Here is a 20,658-nt window from a genome sequence, read left to right on the forward strand (position 1 = left end):
GAATGGCGCCAAAATGAATGGGGTTGCTTGCGCGCGGGCGAAAAAAAAGCCCCGTAAGGGGCTTTTCTGGGGGCGAAGCGCCGAGGTCAGATGTGCGTGATGTACTTCGTGACCAGGTAGCCGTCGAACGTTTCCAGGCCGCCTTCGCTGCCGATGCCGCTGTCCTTGATGCCGCCGAACGGCGTCTCGGCCAGCGCGCTGCCGAAATGGTTGATGTTGACCATGCCGGCTTCCAGGCCGTTGGAGACCTTGGTGGCGGTCTGCAACGAGTTGGTGAAGACGTAGGAAGACAGGCCGAACGGCAGGCTGTTGGCGCGCGCCAGCACTTCATCGGTGTCCGTGAAGCGAACCACCGGCGCGACCGGACCGAAGGGTTCCTCGGTCATCAGCATGGAGTTGTCGGGCAGGTCGGTCACGACCGTGGGGGCGAAGAAGAAGCCCTTGCGGTCCAGCGGGCCGCCGCCGACCACTACCTTGCCGCCATGCTTCTTGGCGTCGTCGATGAAGGCGCTCATGGCGGGCACGCGGCGCTCGTGCGCCAGCGGGCCCATGTCGGTGCCGGCTTCCAGGCCGTCGCCAACCTTGACGTTCTTGAGCACGTCGGAGAAGCGCGCCAGGAATTGCTCGTAGGCGCCGTTCTGGACGTAGAAACGGGTCGGCGAGACACACACCTGGCCGGCGTTGCGGATCTTGAACTTGGCCAGCATGGTGGCGGCGCGGTCGATGTCGGCGTCGTCGAACACCAGCACCGGCGAGTGGCCGCCCAGTTCCATCGTGACGCGCTTCATGTGCGCGCCGGCCAGCGCGGCCAGCTGCTTGCCCACCGGCACGGAACCGGTGAACGACACTTTGCGCACGATCGGCGAACGGATCAGGTAGTCGGAAATCTTGGCCGGCTCGCCCCAGACGATGTTCAGGCAGCCCTTGGGAAGCCCGGCGTCATGGAACATGCGCGCGATCGCCATGACGGCGCTGGGCGAATCTTCCGGGCCCTTGAGCACGACCGTGCAGCCGGCGCCGAGCGCGGCGGCGATCTTGCGGATGGCCTGGTTGTAAGGGAAGTTCCAGGGCGTGAAGGCGGCGCAGACGCCGATCGGCTCGCGCACCACGATCTGGCGCACGTCGGGGTTGCGCGGCGGGATCACGCGGCCGTAGATGCGGCGGCATTCCTCGGCGTGCCAGTCGGCGTGTTCGGCGCAGGAGGTGACTTCGCCGATGGCCTCGGCCAGCGGCTTGCCCTGGTCCAGCGTCATGTTGCGGCCGATTTCCTTGGCGCGCTCGCGCGACAGGGTGGCGACCTTGCGCAGGATGGCCGAACGATCCATGGGAGACGATTTCTTCCAGGATTCGAACGCGCGCTGGGCGGCGGCTAGCGCACGGTCCAGATCCGCTTCGGTGGCGTGAGGCAGCTGGCCGAGCACTTCCAGCGTGGCCGGGTTGATGACGTCCTGGGTGCGCCTGCCCTCGCCGGCGACGAATTCGCCGTCGATATACAGCGCCAACTGTTCATACATGCCTGTCTTTCCTTGCGAAATAGGAGTGGGTAGCGATCGCAATCGCCCATGCCAGTCTAAACCAGCTTGTCCGCCGCGGGGAGGGCCAATCCCTGTCGCCGCCTTGGAGCCAATGGACGCCTCTTGCGTCGCGGGGGCGGCATGGACAAAATGGTGCATCTTTGGCTGTCTATACAGATACTTATTGTGCAACCTGTCGATACGCGTCCGCCCAGCCAGCCCAGTGCCTATTCCCGTGTCTTTTTCCGTTTCATCGATTGGCTGCGCCACCGTATCGCGCAGGCGTCCCTGGTGGGCGACCGCCCGATCTTCCACAACAGTCAGTTCCCCTGGGTCGCGCGCCTGGAGGCCCAGGCGCCCGCCATCCGCGCCGAGTTGATGGCGTTGCTGGCCGAGCGCGAGCGGCTGCCGTCTTTCCATGAACTGTCCCCGGATGTCGGCATGATCACCTCCGATGATCAGTGGAAGACCTTCGTCTTCATGGGCTATGGCCTGCGTTCCGACCGCAACCTGGCCCGCTGCCCGGCCACGGCGCAGGCGCTGCGCGAAATCCCCGGCCTGCGCACGGCCTTCTATTCGATCCTCGAACCCGGCAAACGCATTCCCCTGCATACCGGTCCCTATAACGGGGTGCTGCGCCTGCACCTGGGACTGCTGGTGCCCGAGCCGGCGGAGCGCTGCTGGATCGAGGTGGGGGGCGAGCGCTACCACTGGAAGGAGGGCGAGGCCGTGGTGTTCGACGACCTGTATCCGCACCAGGTGCACAACGACACGGACGGCACCCGCGCCGTGTTGTTCGTCGACTTCGAGCGTCCCTGTCGTGCCCCGATCCGTTGGCTGAACCGGCTGGTGCTGATGGCGGCGCCCTTCACCGACGAGATCCGGCGTGGCAAGGCCAACCACGACGCCTGGGAGCGGAACTACTATCGAAATAAAACGGGGGCGGATTAAAGCGGCATCCTCGGCGGGGGCAACGCGACAGTTGTCCACAGGCACTGTCGTGTATTTGCTCTCTCTTTCACAAAGGGCTTGCGCTCAAAATCTAACCAGGCTAGAATGGTCAGCTTTCCCAGATTGTCGATTGGCCTGGAACTAGCCGGGCCAACGTGTTGGGGGAATACCCGCAGGATTTCAACCCAGGGTCGTTGCGTTGCCACCAGCTGATGGTTTCAGGGCGAAAGCTCAAGACCAGCCAGCAACAAAGCAGGGCGGCTGACCTGACGGGACCAAAACTGGCAGGAATTGCAGTGTTCCCTTTTTTGGGGAAAACCGTATTTCCAGTTAAGTTGGAACAGGAAAAATCATGATCCAAATGCAGACCACGCTGGACGTGGCCGATAACACTGGTGCGCGTCATGTCATGTGCATTAAGGTGCTCGGTGGCTCCAAGCGCCGTTATGCCGGTATCGGCGACATCATCAAGGTGAGCGTCAAAGATGCGGCTCCGCGCGGACGCGTCAAGAAAGGCGAAATTTACAATGCCGTGGTGGTTCGTACCGCCAAGGGCGTGCGCCGTAAGGACGGTTCGCTGATTCGTTTCGGTGGCAATGCCGCCGTGTTGCTCAATGCCAAGCTGGAGCCCATCGGCACCCGCATCTTCGGACCCGTTACGCGTGAACTGCGTACCGAGAAGTTCATGAAGATCGTGTCGCTGGCCCCGGAAGTGCTGTAAGGAGCCCTACGATGAACAACATTCGTAAAGGCGACGAAGTCATCGTCCTGACCGGCCGCGACAAGAAGCGTCGCGGTACCGTGCTGGCGCGCGTCGATGCCGACCACGTCCTGGTCGAAGGCGTCAACGTCGTCAAGAAGCACGTGAAAGCCAACCCGATGGCCAACAACCCGGGTGGCATCGTCGAAAAGACCATGCCGATCCACATCTCGAATGTGGCGCTCTTCAACCCCGCCACCGGTCGTGGCGACCGCGTCGGCGTGCAAGAAGTCGAAGGCCGCAAGGTTCGCGTGTTCCGTTCCAATGGTGCCGTTGTCGGCGCCAAGGCGTAAGGGGCGATAGACATGTCTCGTTTGCAAGATTTCTACAAGAGCAAGGTCGCTGGCGACCTGCAGGCCAAGTTCGGCTACAAGAGCGCCATGGAAGTGCCGCGCATCACCAAGATCACCCTGAACATGGGTGTCTCGGAAGCCGTCGCCGACAAGAAGGTCATCGAGCACGCTGTCTCGGACCTGACCAAGATCGCTGGCCAAAAGCCTGTCGTGACCAAGACCAAGAAGGCTATCGCCGGTTTCAAGATCCGCGAAAACTACCCGATCGGTTGCATGGTCACGCTGCGTGGTCAACGCATGTACGAATTCCTGGATCGCCTGGTGGCGGTTGCGCTGCCTCGCGTGCGCGACTTCCGCGGCATCTCGGGTCGTGCTTTCGACGGCCGTGGCAACTACAACATCGGGGTGAAAGAGCAGATCATTTTCCCCGAAATCGAGTACGACAAGATCGACGCGCTGCGTGGGCTGAACATCAGCATCACCACCACCGCGAAGACCGACGAAGAAGCCAAGGCGCTGTTGACGGCCTTCAGCTTCCCGTTCCGTAACTAAGGGGCTGATGACGTGGCTAAACTTTCCCTCATCAATCGCGACATCAAGCGCGCCAAGCTGGCTGACAAGTTCGCCGCCAAGCGCGCTGAGTTGAAGTCGATCATCGACGACCAGTCGAAGACCGACGAAGAACGTTACCAAGCTCGGCTCAAGCTGCAACAGCTGCCGCGCAATGCCAACCCGACGCGTCAACGTAACCGTTGCGTGGTCACCGGTCGTCCGCGCGGTGTGTTCCGCAAGTTCGGCCTGACGCGCCACAAACTGCGTGAAATGGCGATGAAGGGTGAAATCCCCGGCATCACCAAGGCCAGCTGGTAGGAGAAAGAATATGAGCATGAGCGATCCCATCGCCGATATGCTGACCCGCATTCGCAATGCGCAGCAAGTGGACAAAGTTACGGTGAGCATGCCCTCCTCGAAGCTGAAGGCGGCCATTGCCGCCGTGCTGAAGGACGAAGGCTACATCGACAGCTTTGAAATCAAGGGCACCCAGGCCAAGCCTGAGCTCGAGATCACCCTGAAGTACTACGCTGGCCGTCCGGTCATCGAGCGCATCGAACGCGTTTCGCGCCCTGGTCTGCGTATCTACAAGGGCCGTACCAGCATTCCTCAGGTCATGAACGGCCTGGGCGTGGCTATCGTGTCGACCTCGCGCGGCGTCATGACCGACCGTAAGGCTCGCGCCAACGGCGTCGGCGGCGAAGTGCTGTGCTACGTGGCCTAAGGAGAAATTCGAATGTCACGTATCGCTAAGTATCCGGTCGACCTGCCCAAGGGTGTCGAAGCCGACATCAAGCAGGATCAGATCACCGTCAAGGGCCCGCTGGGTTCCCTGACCCAAGCCCTGACTGGCGACGTTACGGTTCAGTTGGACAACGGCAAGCTGACGTTTGTCGCCGCCAACGAAACCCGTCACGCCAACGCCATGTCGGGTACCGTGCGCGCGCTGGTGGCCAACATGGTCAACGGCGTGAGCAAGGGATTCGAGCGCAAGCTGAATCTGGTTGGCGTGGGTTACCGCGCCTCGATTCAAGGCGACGCCGTTAAGCTGCAGCTCGGTTTCTCGCACGACGTTTTGCACAAGTTGCCGGCCGGTATCAAGGCCGAATGCCCCACCCAGACGGAAATCGTCATCAAGGGCTCCAACAAGCAAGTCGTCGGTCAGGTGGCCGCTGAAATCCGCGCGTACCGCGAACCCGAACCCTACAAGGGCAAGGGCGTGCGTTACTCGGACGAACGCGTCGTCATCAAAGAAACCAAGAAGAAATAACGGCGCACGCAAGGACGAATCATGGACAAAAAAGTTTCCCGTTTGCGTCGTGCGGTTCCGACCCGCCGGAAGATCAACGAGCTGCGCGTTCATCGCCTCTCGGTTTTCCGCTCGAACCAGCACATCTACGCCAATATCATTTCGCCGGAAGGCGATCGCGTTCTGGTCAGCGCCTCGACGGTGGAAGCCGAAGTGCGCGCCCAGCTGGCTGGCCAGACCGGCCAAGGTGGCAACAAGGCCGCCGCTTCGCTGGTTGGCAAGCGCGTGGCTGAAAAGGCCAAGGCTGCCGGTATCGAACTGGTCGCTTTCGATCGCTCGGGCTTTCGTTACCATGGCCGCGTGAAAGCGCTGGCCGATGCCGCGCGTGAAGCCGGCCTGAAGTTCTAAGCGAGGATCTGTCAAATGGCTAAAGTACAAGGCAAGAACGCCGCGGAAAAAGAGAACGATGACGGCCTCCGCGAAAAGATGATCGCGGTCAACCGCGTGAGCAAAGTGGTCAAGGGTGGTCGCACCATGAGCTTTGCCGCGCTGACCGTGGTTGGCGATGGCGATGGCCGCGTCGGCATGGGCAAGGGCAAGGCGCGTGAAGTGCCGGTGTCGGTTCAGAAGGCTATGGAACAGGCCCGTCGCGGCATGTTCAAGGTGGCCCTGAAGAACGGCACGCTGCACCACACCGTGGTCGGCAAGCATGGCGCCGCCACCGTGCTGATTTCGCCCGCTGCTGAAGGTACCGGTGTCATCGCCGGCGGCCCGATGCGCGCTATTTTCGAAGTGATGGGTGTGCGTAACGTGGTTGCCAAGAGCCTGGGCTCGAGCAACCCCTACAACATGGTTCGCGCCACGTTGAATGGCCTGCGCGCTTCCCTGACCCCGGCGGATGTTGCTGCCAAGCGCGGCAAGACCGTCGAAGAGATCCTGGGGTAAATCATGGCTCAGAAGCAGATCAAAGTGACCCTCGTGCGCTCCGTGATCGGTACCAAGCAATCGCACCGTGACACGGTTCGCGGTCTGGGCTTGGGCCGTATCAACAGCAGCCGCGTGCTGGTCGATACGCCCGAGGTGCGTGGGATGATCCGTAAGGTGGATTATCTCGTTTCCGTCTCGGAAGCCTAAGGAATCACCATGTCGGATATGCAACTTAATACGCTGAAGCCCGCCGAGGGCAGCAAGCACGCCAAGCGCCGCGTCGGCCGTGGCATCGGTTCGGGTCTGGGTAAGACCGCCGGCCGTGGTCACAAGGGTCAGAAGTCGCGCTCGGGCGGTTTCCATAAGGTTGGCTTCGAAGGCGGTCAAATGCCGCTGCAGCGTCGCCTGCCCAAGCGTGGTTTCACCCCGCTGGGTCAGCACCTGTACGCCGAAGTCCGTCTGTCGGACCTGCAAGCCGTGCCCGTCGACGAAATCGACGTGCAAGTGCTGAAGGCGGCTGGCGTGATTGGCCAGGCGGTTCGTTACGCCAAGGTCATCAAGTCGGGTGAACTCTCGCGCAAGGTCGTGCTCAAGGGCATTACCGCGACGGCTGGCGCTCGCGCCGCCATCGAAGCCGCGGGCGGCTCGCTTGCTTGATCACGAGGTGACGAGTGGCTAACGCGCAGGCATTGGGTAAAACCGGAACGCGGTACGGCGACCTCAAGCGCCGCCTCGTGTTCCTGGTGCTCGCCCTGGTGGTTTACCGTTTGGGTACACACATCCCCGTTCCGGGTATCAACCCGGACGCGCTGGCGGACTTGTTCCGTCAGAACCAGGGCGGGATCCTGGGCCTGTTCAACATGTTCTCGGGCGGGGCGCTCTCGCGCTTCTCGATTTTTGCCCTGGGGATCATGCCGTACATTTCGGCATCCATCATCATGCAGTTGATGTCGGTGGTGGTGCCGTCGCTGGAAGCGCTCAAGAAAGAGGGCGAGGCCGGCCGTCGGAAGATTACCCAATACACCCGCTACGGCACGGTCGTGCTGGCGCTGGTGCAGGCAGTGGGCATTTCGGTTGCGCTTGAGTCCCAGCAGGGACTTGTGATCGATCCGGGCATGCTGTTTCGCTTCACGACCGTCGTGACCCTGGTCACCGGCACCATGTTCGTCATGTGGCTGGGTGAGCAGATCACGGAACGCGGTCTCGGCAACGGGATTTCCATCCTGATCTTCGCAGGTATCGTTGCGGGCCTGCCCGCGGCGCTGGCTGCACTGTTGGACCTGGTCCGCACCAACGCGATGTCCGTGCTGTCGGCACTGTTCATCGTGGCCCTGGTGGTGCTGGTTACCGCTTTTGTGGTGTTCGTGGAACGCGGACAGCGCAAGATCACGGTGAACTACGCCAAGCGTCAGGTCGGCAACAAGGTCTACGGTGGTCAAAGCTCGCACCTGCCGCTGAAGCTGAACATGGCCGGGGTGATTCCGCCGATCTTCGCGTCGTCGATCATCCTGTTCCCGGCCACGATCACGAGCTGGTTCTCCAGCAGTGAGAACATGCGCTGGCTTAGCGACCTGGCTGCGGCCCTGTCGCCTCGTCAACCGCTCTACATCACGCTGTATTCGGTCGCGATTATTTTCTTCTGCTTTTTCTACACGGCTCTGGTGTTCAACAGCCGCGAAACGGCGGACAACCTGAAGAAGAGTGGTGCGTTTGTTCCGGGCATCCGTCCGGGCGAACAGACGGCCCGCTACATCGACAAGATCCTGATGCGTCTGACGCTCGCAGGTGCCATCTACATCACGTTGGTGTGCCTGTTGCCGGAATTCCTGGTGATGCGGTGGAACGTCCCCTTCTACTTCGGTGGTACGTCTCTGTTGATTATTGTGGTGGTGACGATGGATTTCATGGCGCAGGTCCAGGCCTACATGATGTCTCACCAGTACGACTCGTTGCTCAAGAAGGCTAACTTCAAGGGCGCGGGTTTGCCGATGCGGTAAGCAAAAGATGTCCAAGGACGACGTCATTCAGATGCAAGGCGAGGTTCTTGAGAACCTCCCGAACGCGACATTTCGCGTCAAGCTCGAAAACGGCCACGTGGTGTTGGGCCATATTTCCGGCAAGATGCGTATGCATTACATCCGGATCCTGCCGGGTGACAAGGTCACAGTGGAGCTCACGCCCTATGACCTGACGCGAGCCAGGATTGTTTTCCGCTCCAAGTGAGCGAAACCGGATTACGGAAAATTAGGAGTCAACCATGAAAGTAATGGCATCGGTTAAGCGGATCTGCCGCAACTGCAAAGTTATCAAACGTCACGGCGTGGTGCGCGTTATCTGCACCGACCCGCGTCACAAGCAGCGTCAAGGCTAACTCGGGTTAGCGACTACGCAACGGATTTATTCAAGGAACAGTCATGGCCCGTATTGCTGGCATTAACATTCCGCCGCATCAGCACGCCGAGATCGGCCTGACCGCCATTTTTGGCATCGGTCGTACGCGCGCTCGCAAGATCTGCGAAGCGGCTAACGTCCCGTTTGACAAAAAGGTCAAGGATCTGAGCGACGCTGAACTGGAACGCGTCCGCGAACACGTTGGTGTGTTCACGGTCGAAGGTGACCTGCGTCGTGAAGTGCAGCTCTCGATCAAGCGTTTGATCGACCTGGGAACCTACCGCGGCATGCGCCACAAGCGCGGCCTGCCCGTGCGCGGCCAGCGCACTCGCACCAACGCCCGCACCCGCAAGGGCCCGCGTCGTGCTGCTGCGTCCCTGAAGAAATAATCGAGGAACTGGATTATGGCGAAAGCTTCCACCAGCGGCGCTTCGCGCGTGCGCAAAAAGGTCAAGAAGAACGTCTCGGACGGCATCGCGCACGTTCACGCTTCGTTCAACAACACCATCATCACCATCACCGACCGTCAGGGCAACGCTTTGTCGTGGGCCACGTCGGGCGGTGCTGGCTTCAAGGGTTCGCGTAAGTCGACCCCGTTCGCCGCGCAGGTCGCCGCTGAAACGGCCGGCCGTGTCGCGCTGGAATACGGCATCAAGACGCTGGAAGTGCGTATCAAGGGCCCCGGCCCCGGCCGTGAATCGTCGGTCCGCGCCCTGAACGCGCTGGGCATCAAGATCTCGTCCATCGCCGACATCACGCCCGTTCCGCACAACGGCTGCCGTCCGCCGAAGCGTCGTCGTATCTAAAGGGAATCCACATGGCACGTTATATTGGACCCAAATGCAAGCTCTCGCGCCGCGAGGGTACTGACCTGTTCCTGAAGAGCGCCCGCCGCTCGCTGGATTCCAAGTGCAAGCTGGATTCCAAGCCTGGCCAACACGGCCGCACTTCGGGTGCCCGCACTTCCGACTACGGCCTGCAGCTGCGCGAAAAGCAAAAGCTCAAGCGCATGTACGGCGTGCTGGAAAAGCAATTCCGCAAGTACTTCGCTGAAGCCGAGCGTCGCCGTGGCAACACCGGCGAAACGCTGATCCAGCTGCTGGAATCGCGCCTGGACAACGTCGTCTACCGCATGGGCTTCGGCTCGACCCGCGCCGAAGCTCGCCAGCTGGTGAGCCACCGCGCCATCGAACTGAACGGCCACACCGCCGACATCGCTTCGATGCTGGTCAAGGCTGGCGACGTCATCTCGATCCGCGAAAAGGCCAAGAAGCAAGGCCGTATCAAGGAATCGCTCGACCTGGCCACCAGCATCGGCATCCCCCAATGGGTGGAAGTCGACACGACCAAGCTGACCGGCACGTTCAAGTCGGCTCCCGATCGCGCTGACGTCGCTCGCGACATCAACGAATCGATGGTCGTCGAACTGTACTCGCGTTAATCACGCCTGCCGGCGCCTCCTTCGCAAGGTGCTGGCACGCTGGTTTCGCGACCGGTTTGCAAGTCTCGCAGCAGCCCGCTTTCCGCCTTTTGGCGGGGCGGGCTTTGCGGTAAGTATCGGGCGGCTTTTTGCGCTGCCCGCGTTTCACGTTTCAACCTGTCCATCAGCCTTATCGGTGTAACGAGCCGAGGGTATTGAAAAGGAACACAGTACATGTCCACTCAAGGTTTCCTGAAGCCGCGCTCCATTGAAGTCGAACCGGTCGGCACTCACCATGCCAAGATCGTGATGGAGCCGTTCGAGCGCGGCTACGGCCATACGCTGGGCAACGCCCTGCGCCGCATCCTGCTGTCTTCGATGACCGGCTACGCGCCGACCGAAGTCCAGATGACGGGCGTGGTGCACGAATACTCGACCATCCCGGGCGTTCGCGAAGATGTCGTCGACATCCTGCTGAACCTGAAGGGCGTGGTCTTCAAGCTGCACAACCGTGACGAAGTCACCCTGGTCCTGCGCAAGACCGGCGCCGGCACCGTGCTGGCCAGCGACATCGAGCTGCCGCACGACGTCGAGATCATCAACCCCGGCCACGCCATCTGCAACCTGACGGACGCGGGCAAGCTGGAAATGCAGATCAAGGTCGAGAAGGGCCGCGGCTACGTGCCGGGCAACGTGCGCGCGCTGTCGGAAGACCGCACCCACACCATCGGCCGCATCGTCCTGGACGCCTCGTTCAGCCCGGTCCGCCGCGTCAGCTACGCGGTTGAAAGCGCCCGTGTGGAACAGCGCACCGACCTGGACAAGCTGGTCCTGGACATCGAAACCAACGGCGTCATCTCGCCCGAGGAAGCGGTGCGCCAGTCGGCTCGCATCCTGATGGACCAGATCTCGGTCTTCGCCGCCCTGGAAGGCGCCGGCGATTCGTACGAAGCCCCGGTCCGCGGCACGCCGCAGATCGCCCCGGTGCTGCTGCGTCCGGTCGACGACCTGGAGCTGACGGTGCGTTCGGCCAACTGCCTGAAGGCCGAAAACATCTACTACATCGGCGACCTGATCCAGCGCACCGAGAACGAACTGCTCAAGACCCCGAACCTGGGTCGCAAGTCGCTCAACGAGATCAAGGAAGTCCTGGCCGCACGCGGCCTGACGCTGGGCATGAAGCTCGAAAACTGGCCCCCGCTGGGCCTGGAGCGTCCGTAAGTCTTGCAGGGTGGCGCCCCTCTCGCGGGGGCGTTTCCCGCGGCGCCCGGCCTCACCGCCGGGCGGTTTGCGAAACCGTCGTAAAATGCACCGTTTTCCACCGGACCGCGGCCTGATCGCAGGTTGATAGAAGAGCCGGATAACCCGATGGCGGAAACGCCTTCATTAGATTCAAAGGATACTTATCATGCGTCACGGTAATGGCTTGCGTAAGCTCAACCGCACCAGCAGTCACCGTCTTGCCATGTTCCGCAACATGGCCGTTTCGTTGATCACCCACGAAGCCATCAAGACCACGCTGCCCAAGGCGAAAGAACTGCGCCGCGTCATCGAACCCCTGATCACGCTGGGTAAAGAACCCACCCTCGCGAACAAGCGTCTGGCTTTTGCCCGTCTGCGCGATCGCGACGCCGTGGTGAAGCTGTTTGCCGAAATCGGCCCGCGCTACGCGGCCCGCAACGGCGGCTACACCCGCGTGCTGAAGATGGGTTTCCGTCAAGGCGACAACGCGCCCATGGCTTTCATGGAGCTGGTCGACCGTCCGGAAGTCGATGAGGCCGCTGAGGACAGCGCCGAATAAGTTTCGGTGTCTAGATAAGCGACAAGGGCGGGTCTTCGGACCCGCCCTTGTTTTTTTGCGCGGCGCTTGCGGGCCGTCCAGGCGGCGCAGGCGCGCCGCACGCTATGAGGCGTACAGTTCCCCTCGCAATTGCGCGGCGGTGGCCGCCAGGGCCTCCTGGGGCGCCTGCGGCGGCATGCGGAAGGTCAGGTCCTGCTGCTCGATGTACTGGGTCGAGGTGACGTCCTGTGGATGATGCATCGGGATCACGTGCGCATGGGTATGCGCGACGTGGATGCCGGTGAAGGCGAAGCCGACGCGGTCCACGCCGTACAGCCGCTTCATGTGGCGGCCGAGCTTCTGCCCCAGGTTGACGATGTGGCCGGCCAGGTCGGCGGGCATGTCCTCGTAGTAGGGATAGTGCTGCTTGGGGATGATGAGCGTGTGCCCGGGGCGCACCGGCTGGATGTCCAGGAAGGCCATCAGGCGGTCGTCTTCGTGGATGATGTGGGCCGGGATCTCGTGGCGGGCGATGCGGCAGAACAGGCAGTTATCGGACATGCTTGCCTCGGAGGGGATGGGTGCGCGGTGGCCGCGGGTCTGATTGTCGGCGGACGCGGGCGGCGATACCGATAAAATACCCCGAGTTACATCCCACACGGGTATTCCCAGGAGGCTCCATGTTGCGCGATGACGACGTCGTGCTGGTCATCAGCAATGCGCCGGACCTGTTGCTGGCCAAGCGCATCGCCCACGTGCTGGTCGAGGATGGACTGGCCGCCTGCGTGAACCTTGGGGCGCCGGGCCTGTCCATCTACCAGTGGCAAGGCGAGGTGGAAGGGGCCGAGGAAATCCCCATCCACATCAAGACCACCTACGCGCGCCACCCGGCCGTGGTCCAGGCCCTGGCGCAGATGCATCCCTACGACGTGCCCGAAATCATCGTGCTGCCGGTCATCGGCGGCGCGGCGCCCTATCTTGACTGGGTGCGCCAGCAGACGGCCATCGAGCAGAACAAGAGAGACTGATGTTGCAACCCGCGGTCCGAACCGGCGCACCGATGCGTGCCTTTTTCCCCAAGCTGCTGGCGCTGCTGGCCATGGCCATGCTGTGGCTGGCCTGGCACGCGCCGGCGCGCGCCGAGGCCGAGTTCCTCGAGCCCGAAAAGGCCTTCGTCTTCAGCGCGGCGATGGCCACGCCGGATACCGTCGAGTTGCGCTTCCGGGTGGCGCCGGGCTATTACATGTACCGCGAGCGCTTCGGCATCAGCATCAGTCCGCTGGGCGCGGCCACGCTGGGCGAGCCGGTCTACCCCAAGGGCGACGTCAAATACGACCCGACCTTCGAGAAGGACATGGAGGTCTATCACCAGGACGTGCTGATCCGCGTGCCGGTGACGCCCGGCGGCCAACCGTTCACGCTGACGCTGACCGGGCAGGGCTGCGCCGATGCCGGCCTGTGCTATCCGCCGATGGACAGCAGCGTGAAGCTGACGCCGTTGGCGGGCGGCTACGCGCTGGCGGGCAGCGGCGGCGCCTCGGCCGCGCCGGTGGCTTCGGGCGGTGGCCTGAGCGCGCTGGTGAACGCGGGCGACACCGGCCTGGCCGATGCCCTGGGCGGACTGGGCTGGATCAAGACGGCCGGCGTGTTCCTGGTGCTGGGCCTGCTGCTGGCGTTCACGCCCTGCGTGCTGCCCATGATTCCCATCCTGTCCTCGATCGTGCTGGGCGGCGCCAGCCAGGAACGTCCGACGCGCGGCCGCGGCCTGGCGCTGGCGGCGACCTACGTGCTGGGCATGTCGGTGGTCTATACCGCGCTGGGCGTGGCCGCCGGCTTGAGCGGCGCGGGCCTGGCCGCGTGGCTGCAGACGCCGTGGATCCTGACGCTGTTCGCGATCCTGCTGGCGGTGCTGGCGCTGGCGATGTTCGATGCCTTCACCTTCCAGATGCCGTCCGGCATTCAGGCGCGGCTGGCCGAGCGCTCGTCGCGCATTCCTGGCGGCCGTTACACCGGCGCGTTGCTGATGGGCGCGTTGTCGGCGCTGATCGTCGGGCCTTGCGTGGCCGCGCCGCTGGCCGGCGCGCTGCTGTACATCTCGCAGACCGGCGACGTGGTGCTGGGCGGCGCGGCCCTGTTCGCGATGGCGTGGGGCATGGGCGTGCCGCTGCTGATCGTCGGCGCCTCGTCGGGCGCGCTGCTGCCCAAGGCCGGGCCGTGGATGGACGGTGTCAAGCGGCTGTTCGGCATGCTGCTGCTGGCGACGGCTTGGTGGATGCTGATTCCGGTGGTGCCGACCTGGGTGCAGATGACGGGCTGGGCCTTCCTGGCGATCGTCGGCGCGGTGATGCTGCGCGCGTTCGACGCGTTGCCGGCGGGCGCCGGCTCGGCGCGCATGTTCGGCAAGGGCATCGGCCTGCTGCTGGCCCTGGCCGCCGCCGCGTGGCTGATTGGCGCGGCCAGCGGCGGCCGCGACGTGCTGCAGCCGCTGTCGCATTTTGCCTCCGGCGGCCCGGCGGCCTCGGGCGCCGCCGCGCATGCTGGCGAGCTGCAGTTCAAGCGCGTGCGCAATAACGCCGAGCTGGACGCGCTGCTGGCCGCGAGCACGCAGCCGGTGATGCTGGACTTCTACGCCGACTGGTGCGTGTCGTGCCGCGAGATGGAGCGCTTCACCTTCACCGATCCGGGCGTGGCGCAACGCATGGCCGGCATGTTGCTGGTGCAGGCCGACGTGACCGCCAACAATGCCGACGATCGGGCGTTGCTCAAGCGTTTCCGCCTGTTCGGCCCGCCGGGGATCATGTTCTTCGAACCCGGCGGCAAGGAATTGCCGGACGCGCGCGTGGTGGGCTTCCAGGACGCCAAGCGCTTCACCGAGTCGCTGGACCGCGTGCTATTGCGTTGAGCGGCGGCCGGCCGCTACCATGAGGGTTCGCGCCGCGTGGGCGGCGCCTCCAACCCCTCAGGCCGGCGCCCGTGACGTCTCCGACAGTCGATGCAAGCCAGGACCGCACCGGTCTGATCTATCTGCAATTGATGTTCGTGATGGCCACCTGGGGCCTGAACATCGTCTCCATCAAGTATCTGACGCAGCACATGGATATCCGCGCCCTGGCGGCCTTGCGGATCGCCGTGGCGTTCGTCGCCGTCACCCTCATCGTCAAGGCGCGGCGCGGCCGCATTCCGAAGCTGGGACGCGTGGAACTGGCCTGGGTGGCGCTGGCGGGCTTCCTGGTGGTGTATGCGCACCAGACCGCGCTGGTGTACGGGCTGCAGTTCTCGTCGGCCGCCAACGGCACGCTGCTGATGGCCACCAGCCCCTTGCTGTCGGCGCTGCTGGCGGCCCTGTTCTATCGCGAGCGGCTGACATGGCTGCGCATCGCCGGCGCCTTGCTGGGCCTGGCCGGCGTGGCGATGGTGGTGGTGGGCAGCGGCGCGCAGATTGGCCTGACCGGCTGGGGCGACGCCATCGTGTTCCTGGCAGTGGCGGTGTTCGTGTTCGGCGGGCTGGTGATCCAGCGCATCTCGCGCACGCTCGATCCGCTGGCGATGCTCTGGTACATGTACCTGGCCGGCGGCCTGATGCTGATGGTGCACGCGGCGATGACGCCATCGTCGTATGACGCGGACAACTGGAGCATGACGTGGTGGCCGTGGCTGGTGCTGCTGTTCTCGGCGGTGATCGCCTCGGGTGTCAGCAACATCCTGTGGAACGCGGGCATCGCCCGGTTGGGCATCAGCCGCGCGGCGCTGTTCGTGAACTGGCTGCCGATCTTCGGCCTGCTGTTCGCCGCGCTGTTCCTGGACGAGCACGTCACGCTGGTGCACGTGGCGGGGCTGGCCTGCATTCTCAGTGGCACCTGGCTGGGCCTGCGCCGCGGCGCGCCGGCGTCGCGTTGAAACCGCGGCGGGCCGCAAGGGCCCGCCGGTAGTTGGCGTTGCATGGGCGCGTTTCGTGTGCGCGTTTCATGCCGAGGCGCGCGGATGACGAGCGGGGCAGGGCCGAGCAGGCCCCGCCAGCCGGGATCAGCGCTGCTGCTTGAGCAGCCGCGCCGCTTCGATCGCGAAGTACGTCAGGATGCCGTCGGCGCCGGCGCGCTTGAACGCCAGCAGCGCTTCCATCATGACCTTGTCGTGGTCCAGCCAGCCATTGGCGGAAGCCGCCTTGATCATCGCGTATTCACCGCTCACCTGGTAGGCGAAGGTCGGCACGCGGAAGGTGTCCTTGACGCGGCGCAGCACGTCCAGGTACGGCATGCCGGGCTTGACCATGACCATGTCGGCGCCTTCCTGCAGGTCGGCGGCGACTTCGCGCAGCGCTTCGTCCAGGTTGCCCGGGTCCATCTGGTAGGCCATCTTGTTGGACTTGCCCAGATTGGTGGCCGAGCCCACGGCGTCGCGGAACGGGCCGTAGAAGGCGCTGGCGTACTTGGCCGAGTAGGCCATGATCTGGGTGTGGATGTAGCCGTTGGCCTCCAGCGCGCGGCGCACGGCGCCGATGCGGCCGTCCATCATGTCGCTGGGGGCGACCATGTCGACGCCGGCCGCGGCCTGCGTCAACGCCTGCTTGACGAGGATCTCGACGGTCGGCTCGTTCACGACGTAGCCGTTTTCATCAATGACGCCGTCCTGGCCGTGGCTGGTGTACGGGTCCAGCGCCACGTCGCACAGCACGCCCAGGTCGGGGAATTGCTTCTTCAGCTCGCGCACCACGCGCGGGATCAGCCCGTCGGGGTTGGTGGCTTCGATGCCGTCGGGGGTCTTGAGCGCCGGGTCGATGGCGGGAAACAGCGACAGCACCGGGATGCCCAGCGCCACGCATTCCTCGGCCACCGGCAGCAACGTATCCAGCGAATAGCGCACCACGCCCGGCAGCGACGGCACGGCCTGTTTCAGCCCGCTGCCCTCGGCCACGAAGACCGGATAGATCAGGTCGTTGACGGTGAGGGCGTTCTCGCGCACCAGGCGGCGGGTGTAGTCGTCGCGGCGCAGGCGGCGGGGGCGGGAAACCGGGAAGTCGGGGGTGATGATCTGCGGGTTCATGGTACGACCTTGGGAGAAATCCAGTTTTCTATGTGCGCGCCAGCTTCTTCCAGGCCGATGCGCTCCGGCGCCGAGAAGGGGATGGTGTGCAGGGCGCCGATGTCCGCCAGGTCTTTGCGCACCGAGAACACGGTGCGCACGCGCTGGCCGTAGGGCAGCTTGTCGGCTTTGGTGAGCAGCGCCAGCACCGGGCGTCCGGTGGGGGCGATGAAATTGGCCAGGCGGCGGTCCAGTTCGGTGACGCCGCGGCGGATGTCGATGAGCAGCACGATGCCGGCCAGCGATTCGCGGTCGCGCAAATAACCGCCCAGGATGTCGGCCCACTTTTCCTTTTCGTCGCGGGCCACGGAGGCATAGCCGTAGCCGGGCAGGTCGACCAGATAGCCGATGTGGCCTTCGGGGTTCAACGGGTCGGGCAGGCCGAACATGTTGATCAGGCGCGTGCGGCCCGGCGTCTTGCTGGAGAAGGCGAGACGGCGCTGGTTGCACAGCACGTTGATGGCCGTGGACTTGCCGGCGTTGGAGCGGCCGACGAAGCAAACCTCGGGCGCGTCAGGAGGCGGCAACTGGTCGAGGCGAGCGGCCGACGTGAGAAAAGAGGCGCGATGTAGGAGGGACACGGGTGGCTTTGGATACGGTTGGTTTCGAGCCCTATTGTATAATCCGGCGTTTGCAACAGTGGTCCCCGTGCGCGGAGCCGTCTCTTTTGCTTACCGTTGAGGGCATTTCGTACCCGCCGGTCATCCGGCTTCGCAGGTACACCCGCCTTTGACGCGCAGGCAAATGGGCAAATCAGGTTCGATACGGTTTTCCAGATGTGCGGGCAGGCGTGGGCGCCTTTTTGCGCCTTGATCGATGTGATCGTCGAGGTCTTCATGAAGCGTGTGCTGTCCCGGATGTTGGTTGCGAGCGGGCTGTTGCTCGGCGCCTCCGCCTTTTCTACTACGAGCTTCGCCGCTGACGGCGCCGCGGGCCCGGCCAAGCCGGATGCCGCCAAGGGCGGGCAGCTGTTTGACCAGGGCGATGCCTCGCGCGGCATCATCGCCTGTGCGTCCTGTCATGGCGCGGCGGGTAACAGCACCATCCCGGTGAACCCCAACCTGGCCGCGCAACCCCACGAATACCTGGTCAAGCAGTTGACCGACTTCCAGGTCAAGCAGGGTGCCAAGCTGCCGGTGCGCAATGGCCCTGGCGGCAATCCGACCCCCATGACCGCCATGGCGCAGAACCTGACGCCGGCAGACATGCAGAACATTGCGCTGTATCTGGCGCAGCAGCCGCTGAAAGAACCCGCCACGGCCGGCCAGGAGAAGTTGGTTGACCTGGGTCAAAAGATCTGGCGCGGCGGTTTGCCCGAGCGCAATGTTCCGGCCTGTGCCGCATGCCATTCTGCCAATGGCGCGGGCATTCCGGGCCAGTACCCCCGCCTGTCGGGCCAGTTCCCCTTGTACATCGAAGAGCAGCTCAAGCTGTTCCGCAGCGGCGATCGCGCCAACGACGTGATGCACGCCGTGGCCGACCGGATGTCGGATGCCGACATCAAGGCCGTGGCGGACTACGCGGCTGGCCTGCGGTAGCCGTACGCCGGCACGCGCGCGGCTGGTCCGCGTTCACGCAACCTGGCATGGCGGAACCTGATTCCGTCATGCGCTGTCTACGAGGGGGGTAGCCGATCGCGCGGCCCCCCTTTTTTCATGAATTCGACTCAGACACACTCCCGTCCCTCCCTGCGCAGCCTGCCCCGCGATCTGTTTGAATTGCTAGGCTCGATGCGTTTCGCCGTCAGCCTGCTGATGTTCATCTGCGTGGCGAGCCTGGTGGGGACGGTTCTGCAGCAAAACCGCTCGTCCAACAACTACATCGACCAGTTCGGGCCGTTCTGGTTCGAGGTGTTCGACAAGTTCTCGATCTGGCACGTCTACAACAGCTGGTGGTTCCTGCTGATCATGGCGTTCCTGGTCATCTCGACGTCCGTCTGCCTGATCCGCAACGCGCCCAAGATGCTGCGCGACGCGCGTTCGTTCCGCGAGCACGTGCGCGGCGGTAGCCTGCGGGCCTTTCCGCACCGCGTCGAGACCGAGGCGCCCACCGACGTGCCGCGCACCGCGGCCGGCCTGACGGCGCTGCTCAAGCGCATGGGCTACGCGGTGCGCGAGCGCCAGGACAGCACGGGCGTGCTGCTGGCGGCCAAGAAGGGCAGCGCCAACCGGCTGGGTTACGTGTTCGCCCACGCCGCCATGGTCATCATCTGTATCGGCGGCCTGCTCGACAGCGAGCTGCCGGTGCGCCTGCAGGTGATGTTCGGCGGCAAGAAGCCGATCGTCGAGAACATGCTGATTTCCGAGGTGCCGGAGAGCGGCAGGCTGTCGGTCAACAATCCGAGTTTCCGCGCCAGCGTGCTGGTGCCGGAGAATGGCCAGGCCAGCACGGCGGTGGTGATGGTGGGGGATGGCGCCCTGGTGCAGCCGATGCCTTTCACCCTCAAGTTGAAGAAATTCGTTGTCGACTACTACTCGACGGGCATGCCCAGCCGCTTCGCCAGCGAAGTGGAGGTGACGGATCCGGATACGGGCAAGAGTTTCGATTCCACCATCGAGGTCAATGAACCGCTGCGCTTCAAGGGCATGACGGTCTACCAGTCCAGCTTCGATGACGGCGGCAGCACGGTGGTGCTCAAGGGTTATCCGCTGGTGGGTACGGCCAACACCACGTTCACAGTCGATGGTACCGTGGGCAAGACCGCGGAAGTAAGCGCTAACACTGCGCGTGGCCCGCGCAGCATGGGCGTAGAGATCACGGCCCTGCGCCCGATCAACGTCGAGGACCTGACCCGCGGCGAACCCAAGGGGGGCAGCCAGAGCTTCGCTGAGCACGTGGCGTCGGTGGCCGGCAGCGCGGCGGGCAAGAAGAACGAAAACCTGCGCAATGTGGGCCCCAGCGTCGAATACAAGCTGATCGACGACGCCGGCCAGGCGCATGAATTCCAAAATTACATGCTGCCGGTCCAGCTGGACGGCGCCAGCGTGTTCCTGGCCGGCGTGCGCAACAACGCCTCGGAGCCGTTCCGCTACCTGCGGATCCCGGCGGACGATGAGGGTTCGGTGGCCGAATTCATGCGCTTGCGCGCCGCGCTCGCCGACCCGACGGCGCGCCAGGAGGCGGCGCGCCGCTTCGCGGAGCGCAACAGCCCGAGCGGCGCCGATCGCCAGCCGCTGCAGACGGCCGCCGAGCGCGCCCTGGAAACCTACGCCGGCGGCGGCCTGCAGGCCGTGGCGGCGTTCCTGCAGGCCAACACGCCGGCGACCGACCTGGAGCGCGCGGCGGACGTGGTGATCCGGCTGATCGGCGCCAGCATGAACGAGCTGCGCGCGGTCGAGCGCGAACGCGCCGGCCTGCCGCCCGTGGCCACCGAGGGGCCCGAGGCCGAGCGCGCGGCGCTGTGGTCGCGCCTGTCGGTCGCGGCGCTGTCCGACCTGACCGTCTACCCGGCGCCGGTATTCTTCTCCCTGGCCGATTTCAACCACGTGCAGGCCAGCGTGTTCCAGGTCAGCCGCACGCCGGGCAAGAATACGGTCTACCTGGGCAGCCTGCTGCTGGTGCTGGGCGTGTTCTCGATGTTCTATATTCGGGATCGTCGTGTCTGGATCTGGATCAAGCCGCAGGAAGGCGGCAGCGGCATCCTGGCGGCGATGACTTCGCAGAAGCGTACACTCGACTTCAACCAGGAGTTCGATCGCTTCAAGCAGGCGCTGCTGCGCCAGAAAGGGTCTTAAGGTTTCCT

28 protein-coding genes are annotated in these 20,658 nt (G+C 64.0%); 24 read left to right on the forward strand and 4 right to left on the reverse strand.

Translation table 11 applies throughout. The annotated features are described in order from the left end of the window. Window positions 1-86: 86 nt before the first annotated feature. The gene (locus tag HV742_RS04810; protein WP_049077238.1) at window positions 87-1,514 is read right to left on the reverse strand and encodes an NAD-dependent succinate-semialdehyde dehydrogenase; all 1,428 of its coding nucleotides are present in this window, start codon (window positions 1,512-1,514) and stop codon (window positions 87-89) included. Between the two features lie 186 nt (window positions 1,515-1,700). Here HV742_RS04810 and HV742_RS04815 point away from each other — a divergent pair, with 186 nt between their 5' ends. From HV742_RS04815 to rplQ, 19 genes are all read left to right on the forward strand, one after another. Then, window positions 1,701-2,465, forward strand: a complete 765-nt coding sequence (locus HV742_RS04815; protein ID WP_080977536.1) for an aspartyl/asparaginyl beta-hydroxylase domain-containing protein — start codon at window positions 1,701-1,703, stop codon at window positions 2,463-2,465. Between the two features lie 352 nt (window positions 2,466-2,817). Next, window positions 2,818-3,186 (forward strand): 50S ribosomal protein L14, encoded by a 369-nt coding sequence (rplN, locus tag HV742_RS04820; protein WP_006216531.1) that lies wholly within the window; start codon window positions 2,818-2,820, stop codon window positions 3,184-3,186. Between the two features lie 11 nt (window positions 3,187-3,197). After that, the gene (rplX, locus tag HV742_RS04825) at window positions 3,198-3,518 is read left to right on the forward strand and encodes a 50S ribosomal protein L24 (protein ID WP_006389623.1); all 321 of its coding nucleotides are present in this window, start codon (window positions 3,198-3,200) and stop codon (window positions 3,516-3,518) included. Between the two features lie 12 nt (window positions 3,519-3,530). After that, window positions 3,531-4,070, forward strand: coding sequence for a 50S ribosomal protein L5 (gene rplE / locus HV742_RS04830; RefSeq protein WP_006389624.1), 540 nt, complete (start codon window positions 3,531-3,533; stop codon window positions 4,068-4,070). 12 nt (window positions 4,071-4,082) lie between these two features. Further along, a complete protein-coding gene (gene rpsN, locus HV742_RS04835; RefSeq protein ID WP_006227037.1) occupies window positions 4,083-4,388 on the forward strand; it encodes a 30S ribosomal protein S14 in 306 nt (101 codons plus the stop codon). 10 nt (window positions 4,389-4,398) lie between these two features. After that, window positions 4,399-4,794: a 30S ribosomal protein S8 gene (rpsH, locus tag HV742_RS04840; protein WP_006216525.1), complete on the forward strand. Its 396-nt coding sequence runs from the start codon at window positions 4,399-4,401 to the stop codon at window positions 4,792-4,794. A gap of 12 nt (window positions 4,795-4,806) precedes the next feature. Further along, window positions 4,807-5,340 carry a 50S ribosomal protein L6 gene (gene rplF / locus HV742_RS04845; RefSeq protein WP_049077235.1) on the forward strand — a complete coding sequence of 178 codons (534 nt, stop codon included), beginning with the start codon at window positions 4,807-4,809 and terminating at the stop codon, window positions 5,338-5,340. A gap of 21 nt (window positions 5,341-5,361) precedes the next feature. Further along, complete coding sequence (gene rplR / locus HV742_RS04850) at window positions 5,362-5,727, forward strand: 50S ribosomal protein L18 (protein WP_006389627.1); 366 nt, start codon at window positions 5,362-5,364, stop codon at window positions 5,725-5,727. A gap of 15 nt (window positions 5,728-5,742) precedes the next feature. Continuing rightward, window positions 5,743-6,264 (forward strand): 30S ribosomal protein S5, encoded by a 522-nt coding sequence (gene rpsE / locus HV742_RS04855; RefSeq protein WP_006389628.1) that lies wholly within the window; start codon window positions 5,743-5,745, stop codon window positions 6,262-6,264. 3 nt (window positions 6,265-6,267) lie between these two features. Then, window positions 6,268-6,453, forward strand: coding sequence for a 50S ribosomal protein L30 (rpmD, locus tag HV742_RS04860; protein ID WP_006216520.1), 186 nt, complete (start codon window positions 6,268-6,270; stop codon window positions 6,451-6,453). A gap of 9 nt (window positions 6,454-6,462) precedes the next feature. Beyond that, a complete protein-coding gene (gene rplO / locus HV742_RS04865; protein ID WP_020925824.1) occupies window positions 6,463-6,903 on the forward strand; it encodes a 50S ribosomal protein L15 in 441 nt (146 codons plus the stop codon). A 14-nt stretch (window positions 6,904-6,917) separates the two neighbouring features. Then, a complete protein-coding gene (gene secY / locus HV742_RS04870) occupies window positions 6,918-8,243 on the forward strand; it encodes a preprotein translocase subunit SecY (RefSeq protein ID WP_006389630.1) in 1,326 nt (441 codons plus the stop codon). 7 nt (window positions 8,244-8,250) lie between these two features. Further along, window positions 8,251-8,469 carry a translation initiation factor IF-1 gene (infA, locus tag HV742_RS04875; protein WP_003806927.1) on the forward strand — a complete coding sequence of 73 codons (219 nt, stop codon included), beginning with the start codon at window positions 8,251-8,253 and terminating at the stop codon, window positions 8,467-8,469. A gap of 34 nt (window positions 8,470-8,503) precedes the next feature. After that, window positions 8,504-8,617, forward strand: a complete 114-nt coding sequence (gene rpmJ / locus HV742_RS04880; protein ID WP_003806928.1) for a 50S ribosomal protein L36 — start codon at window positions 8,504-8,506, stop codon at window positions 8,615-8,617. A gap of 43 nt (window positions 8,618-8,660) precedes the next feature. Beyond that, window positions 8,661-9,026, forward strand: a complete 366-nt coding sequence (gene rpsM, locus HV742_RS04885) for a 30S ribosomal protein S13 (RefSeq protein ID WP_006389632.1) — start codon at window positions 8,661-8,663, stop codon at window positions 9,024-9,026. A gap of 15 nt (window positions 9,027-9,041) precedes the next feature. Continuing rightward, window positions 9,042-9,443 carry a 30S ribosomal protein S11 gene (gene rpsK, locus HV742_RS04890; protein ID WP_006216516.1) on the forward strand — a complete coding sequence of 134 codons (402 nt, stop codon included), beginning with the start codon at window positions 9,042-9,044 and terminating at the stop codon, window positions 9,441-9,443. An 11-nt stretch (window positions 9,444-9,454) separates the two neighbouring features. Then, entirely contained in the window at window positions 9,455-10,078 is a 624-nt protein-coding gene (gene rpsD / locus HV742_RS04895) for a 30S ribosomal protein S4 (RefSeq protein WP_006389633.1), read from the forward strand. Window positions 10,079-10,291: 213 nt separating this feature from the next. After that, window positions 10,292-11,278: a DNA-directed RNA polymerase subunit alpha gene (locus tag HV742_RS04900; RefSeq protein ID WP_175144603.1), complete on the forward strand. Its 987-nt coding sequence runs from the start codon at window positions 10,292-10,294 to the stop codon at window positions 11,276-11,278. Window positions 11,279-11,465: 187 nt separating this feature from the next. Then, the gene (gene rplQ / locus HV742_RS04905) at window positions 11,466-11,858 is read left to right on the forward strand and encodes a 50S ribosomal protein L17 (protein ID WP_006389635.1); all 393 of its coding nucleotides are present in this window, start codon (window positions 11,466-11,468) and stop codon (window positions 11,856-11,858) included. A 102-nt stretch (window positions 11,859-11,960) separates the two neighbouring features. Here rplQ and HV742_RS04910 read toward each other — a convergent pair whose 3' ends face one another. Then, window positions 11,961-12,398, reverse strand: coding sequence for an HIT family protein (locus tag HV742_RS04910; RefSeq protein ID WP_049077232.1), 438 nt, complete (start codon window positions 12,396-12,398; stop codon window positions 11,961-11,963). A 119-nt stretch (window positions 12,399-12,517) separates the two neighbouring features. On the opposite strand from HV742_RS04910, the gene cutA reads away from it, so the two are divergent. From cutA to HV742_RS04925, 3 genes are all read left to right on the forward strand, one after another. Then, window positions 12,518-12,865 (forward strand): divalent-cation tolerance protein CutA, encoded by a 348-nt coding sequence (gene cutA, locus HV742_RS04915; protein WP_049077230.1) that lies wholly within the window; start codon window positions 12,518-12,520, stop codon window positions 12,863-12,865. Window positions 12,866-12,897: 32 nt separating this feature from the next. After that, entirely contained in the window at window positions 12,898-14,739 is a 1,842-nt protein-coding gene (gene dsbD / locus HV742_RS04920) for a protein-disulfide reductase DsbD (RefSeq protein WP_437340582.1), read from the forward strand. Between the two features lie 131 nt (window positions 14,740-14,870). Then, complete coding sequence (locus tag HV742_RS04925) at window positions 14,871-15,734, forward strand: DMT family transporter (RefSeq protein ID WP_049077226.1); 864 nt, start codon at window positions 14,871-14,873, stop codon at window positions 15,732-15,734. Between the two features lie 126 nt (window positions 15,735-15,860). Here HV742_RS04925 and hemB read toward each other — a convergent pair whose 3' ends face one another. Then, the gene (hemB, locus tag HV742_RS04930) at window positions 15,861-16,877 is read right to left on the reverse strand and encodes a porphobilinogen synthase (RefSeq protein WP_049077224.1); all 1,017 of its coding nucleotides are present in this window, start codon (window positions 16,875-16,877) and stop codon (window positions 15,861-15,863) included. Next, window positions 16,874-17,497, reverse strand: coding sequence for a ribosome biogenesis GTP-binding protein YihA/YsxC (yihA, locus tag HV742_RS04935; RefSeq protein ID WP_049077223.1), 624 nt, complete (start codon window positions 17,495-17,497; stop codon window positions 16,874-16,876). Before yihA ends, hemB begins: the two co-directional genes overlap by 4 nt. Before the next feature lie 255 nt (window positions 17,498-17,752). Between yihA and HV742_RS04940 the strand changes: the two genes are divergently transcribed. Then, window positions 17,753-18,454, forward strand: coding sequence for a c-type cytochrome (locus tag HV742_RS04940; RefSeq protein WP_100503279.1), 702 nt, complete (start codon window positions 17,753-17,755; stop codon window positions 18,452-18,454). 117 nt (window positions 18,455-18,571) lie between these two features. Further along, the gene (locus tag HV742_RS04945; protein WP_175144605.1) at window positions 18,572-20,650 is read left to right on the forward strand and encodes a cytochrome c biogenesis protein ResB; all 2,079 of its coding nucleotides are present in this window, start codon (window positions 18,572-18,574) and stop codon (window positions 20,648-20,650) included. Window positions 20,651-20,658: the final 8 nt, after the last annotated feature.

This window comes from Achromobacter ruhlandii (genome assembly GCF_902859695.1).
In the GTDB taxonomy this organism is placed as follows: Bacteria; Pseudomonadota; Gammaproteobacteria; order Burkholderiales; family Burkholderiaceae_B; genus Achromobacter; species Achromobacter ruhlandii.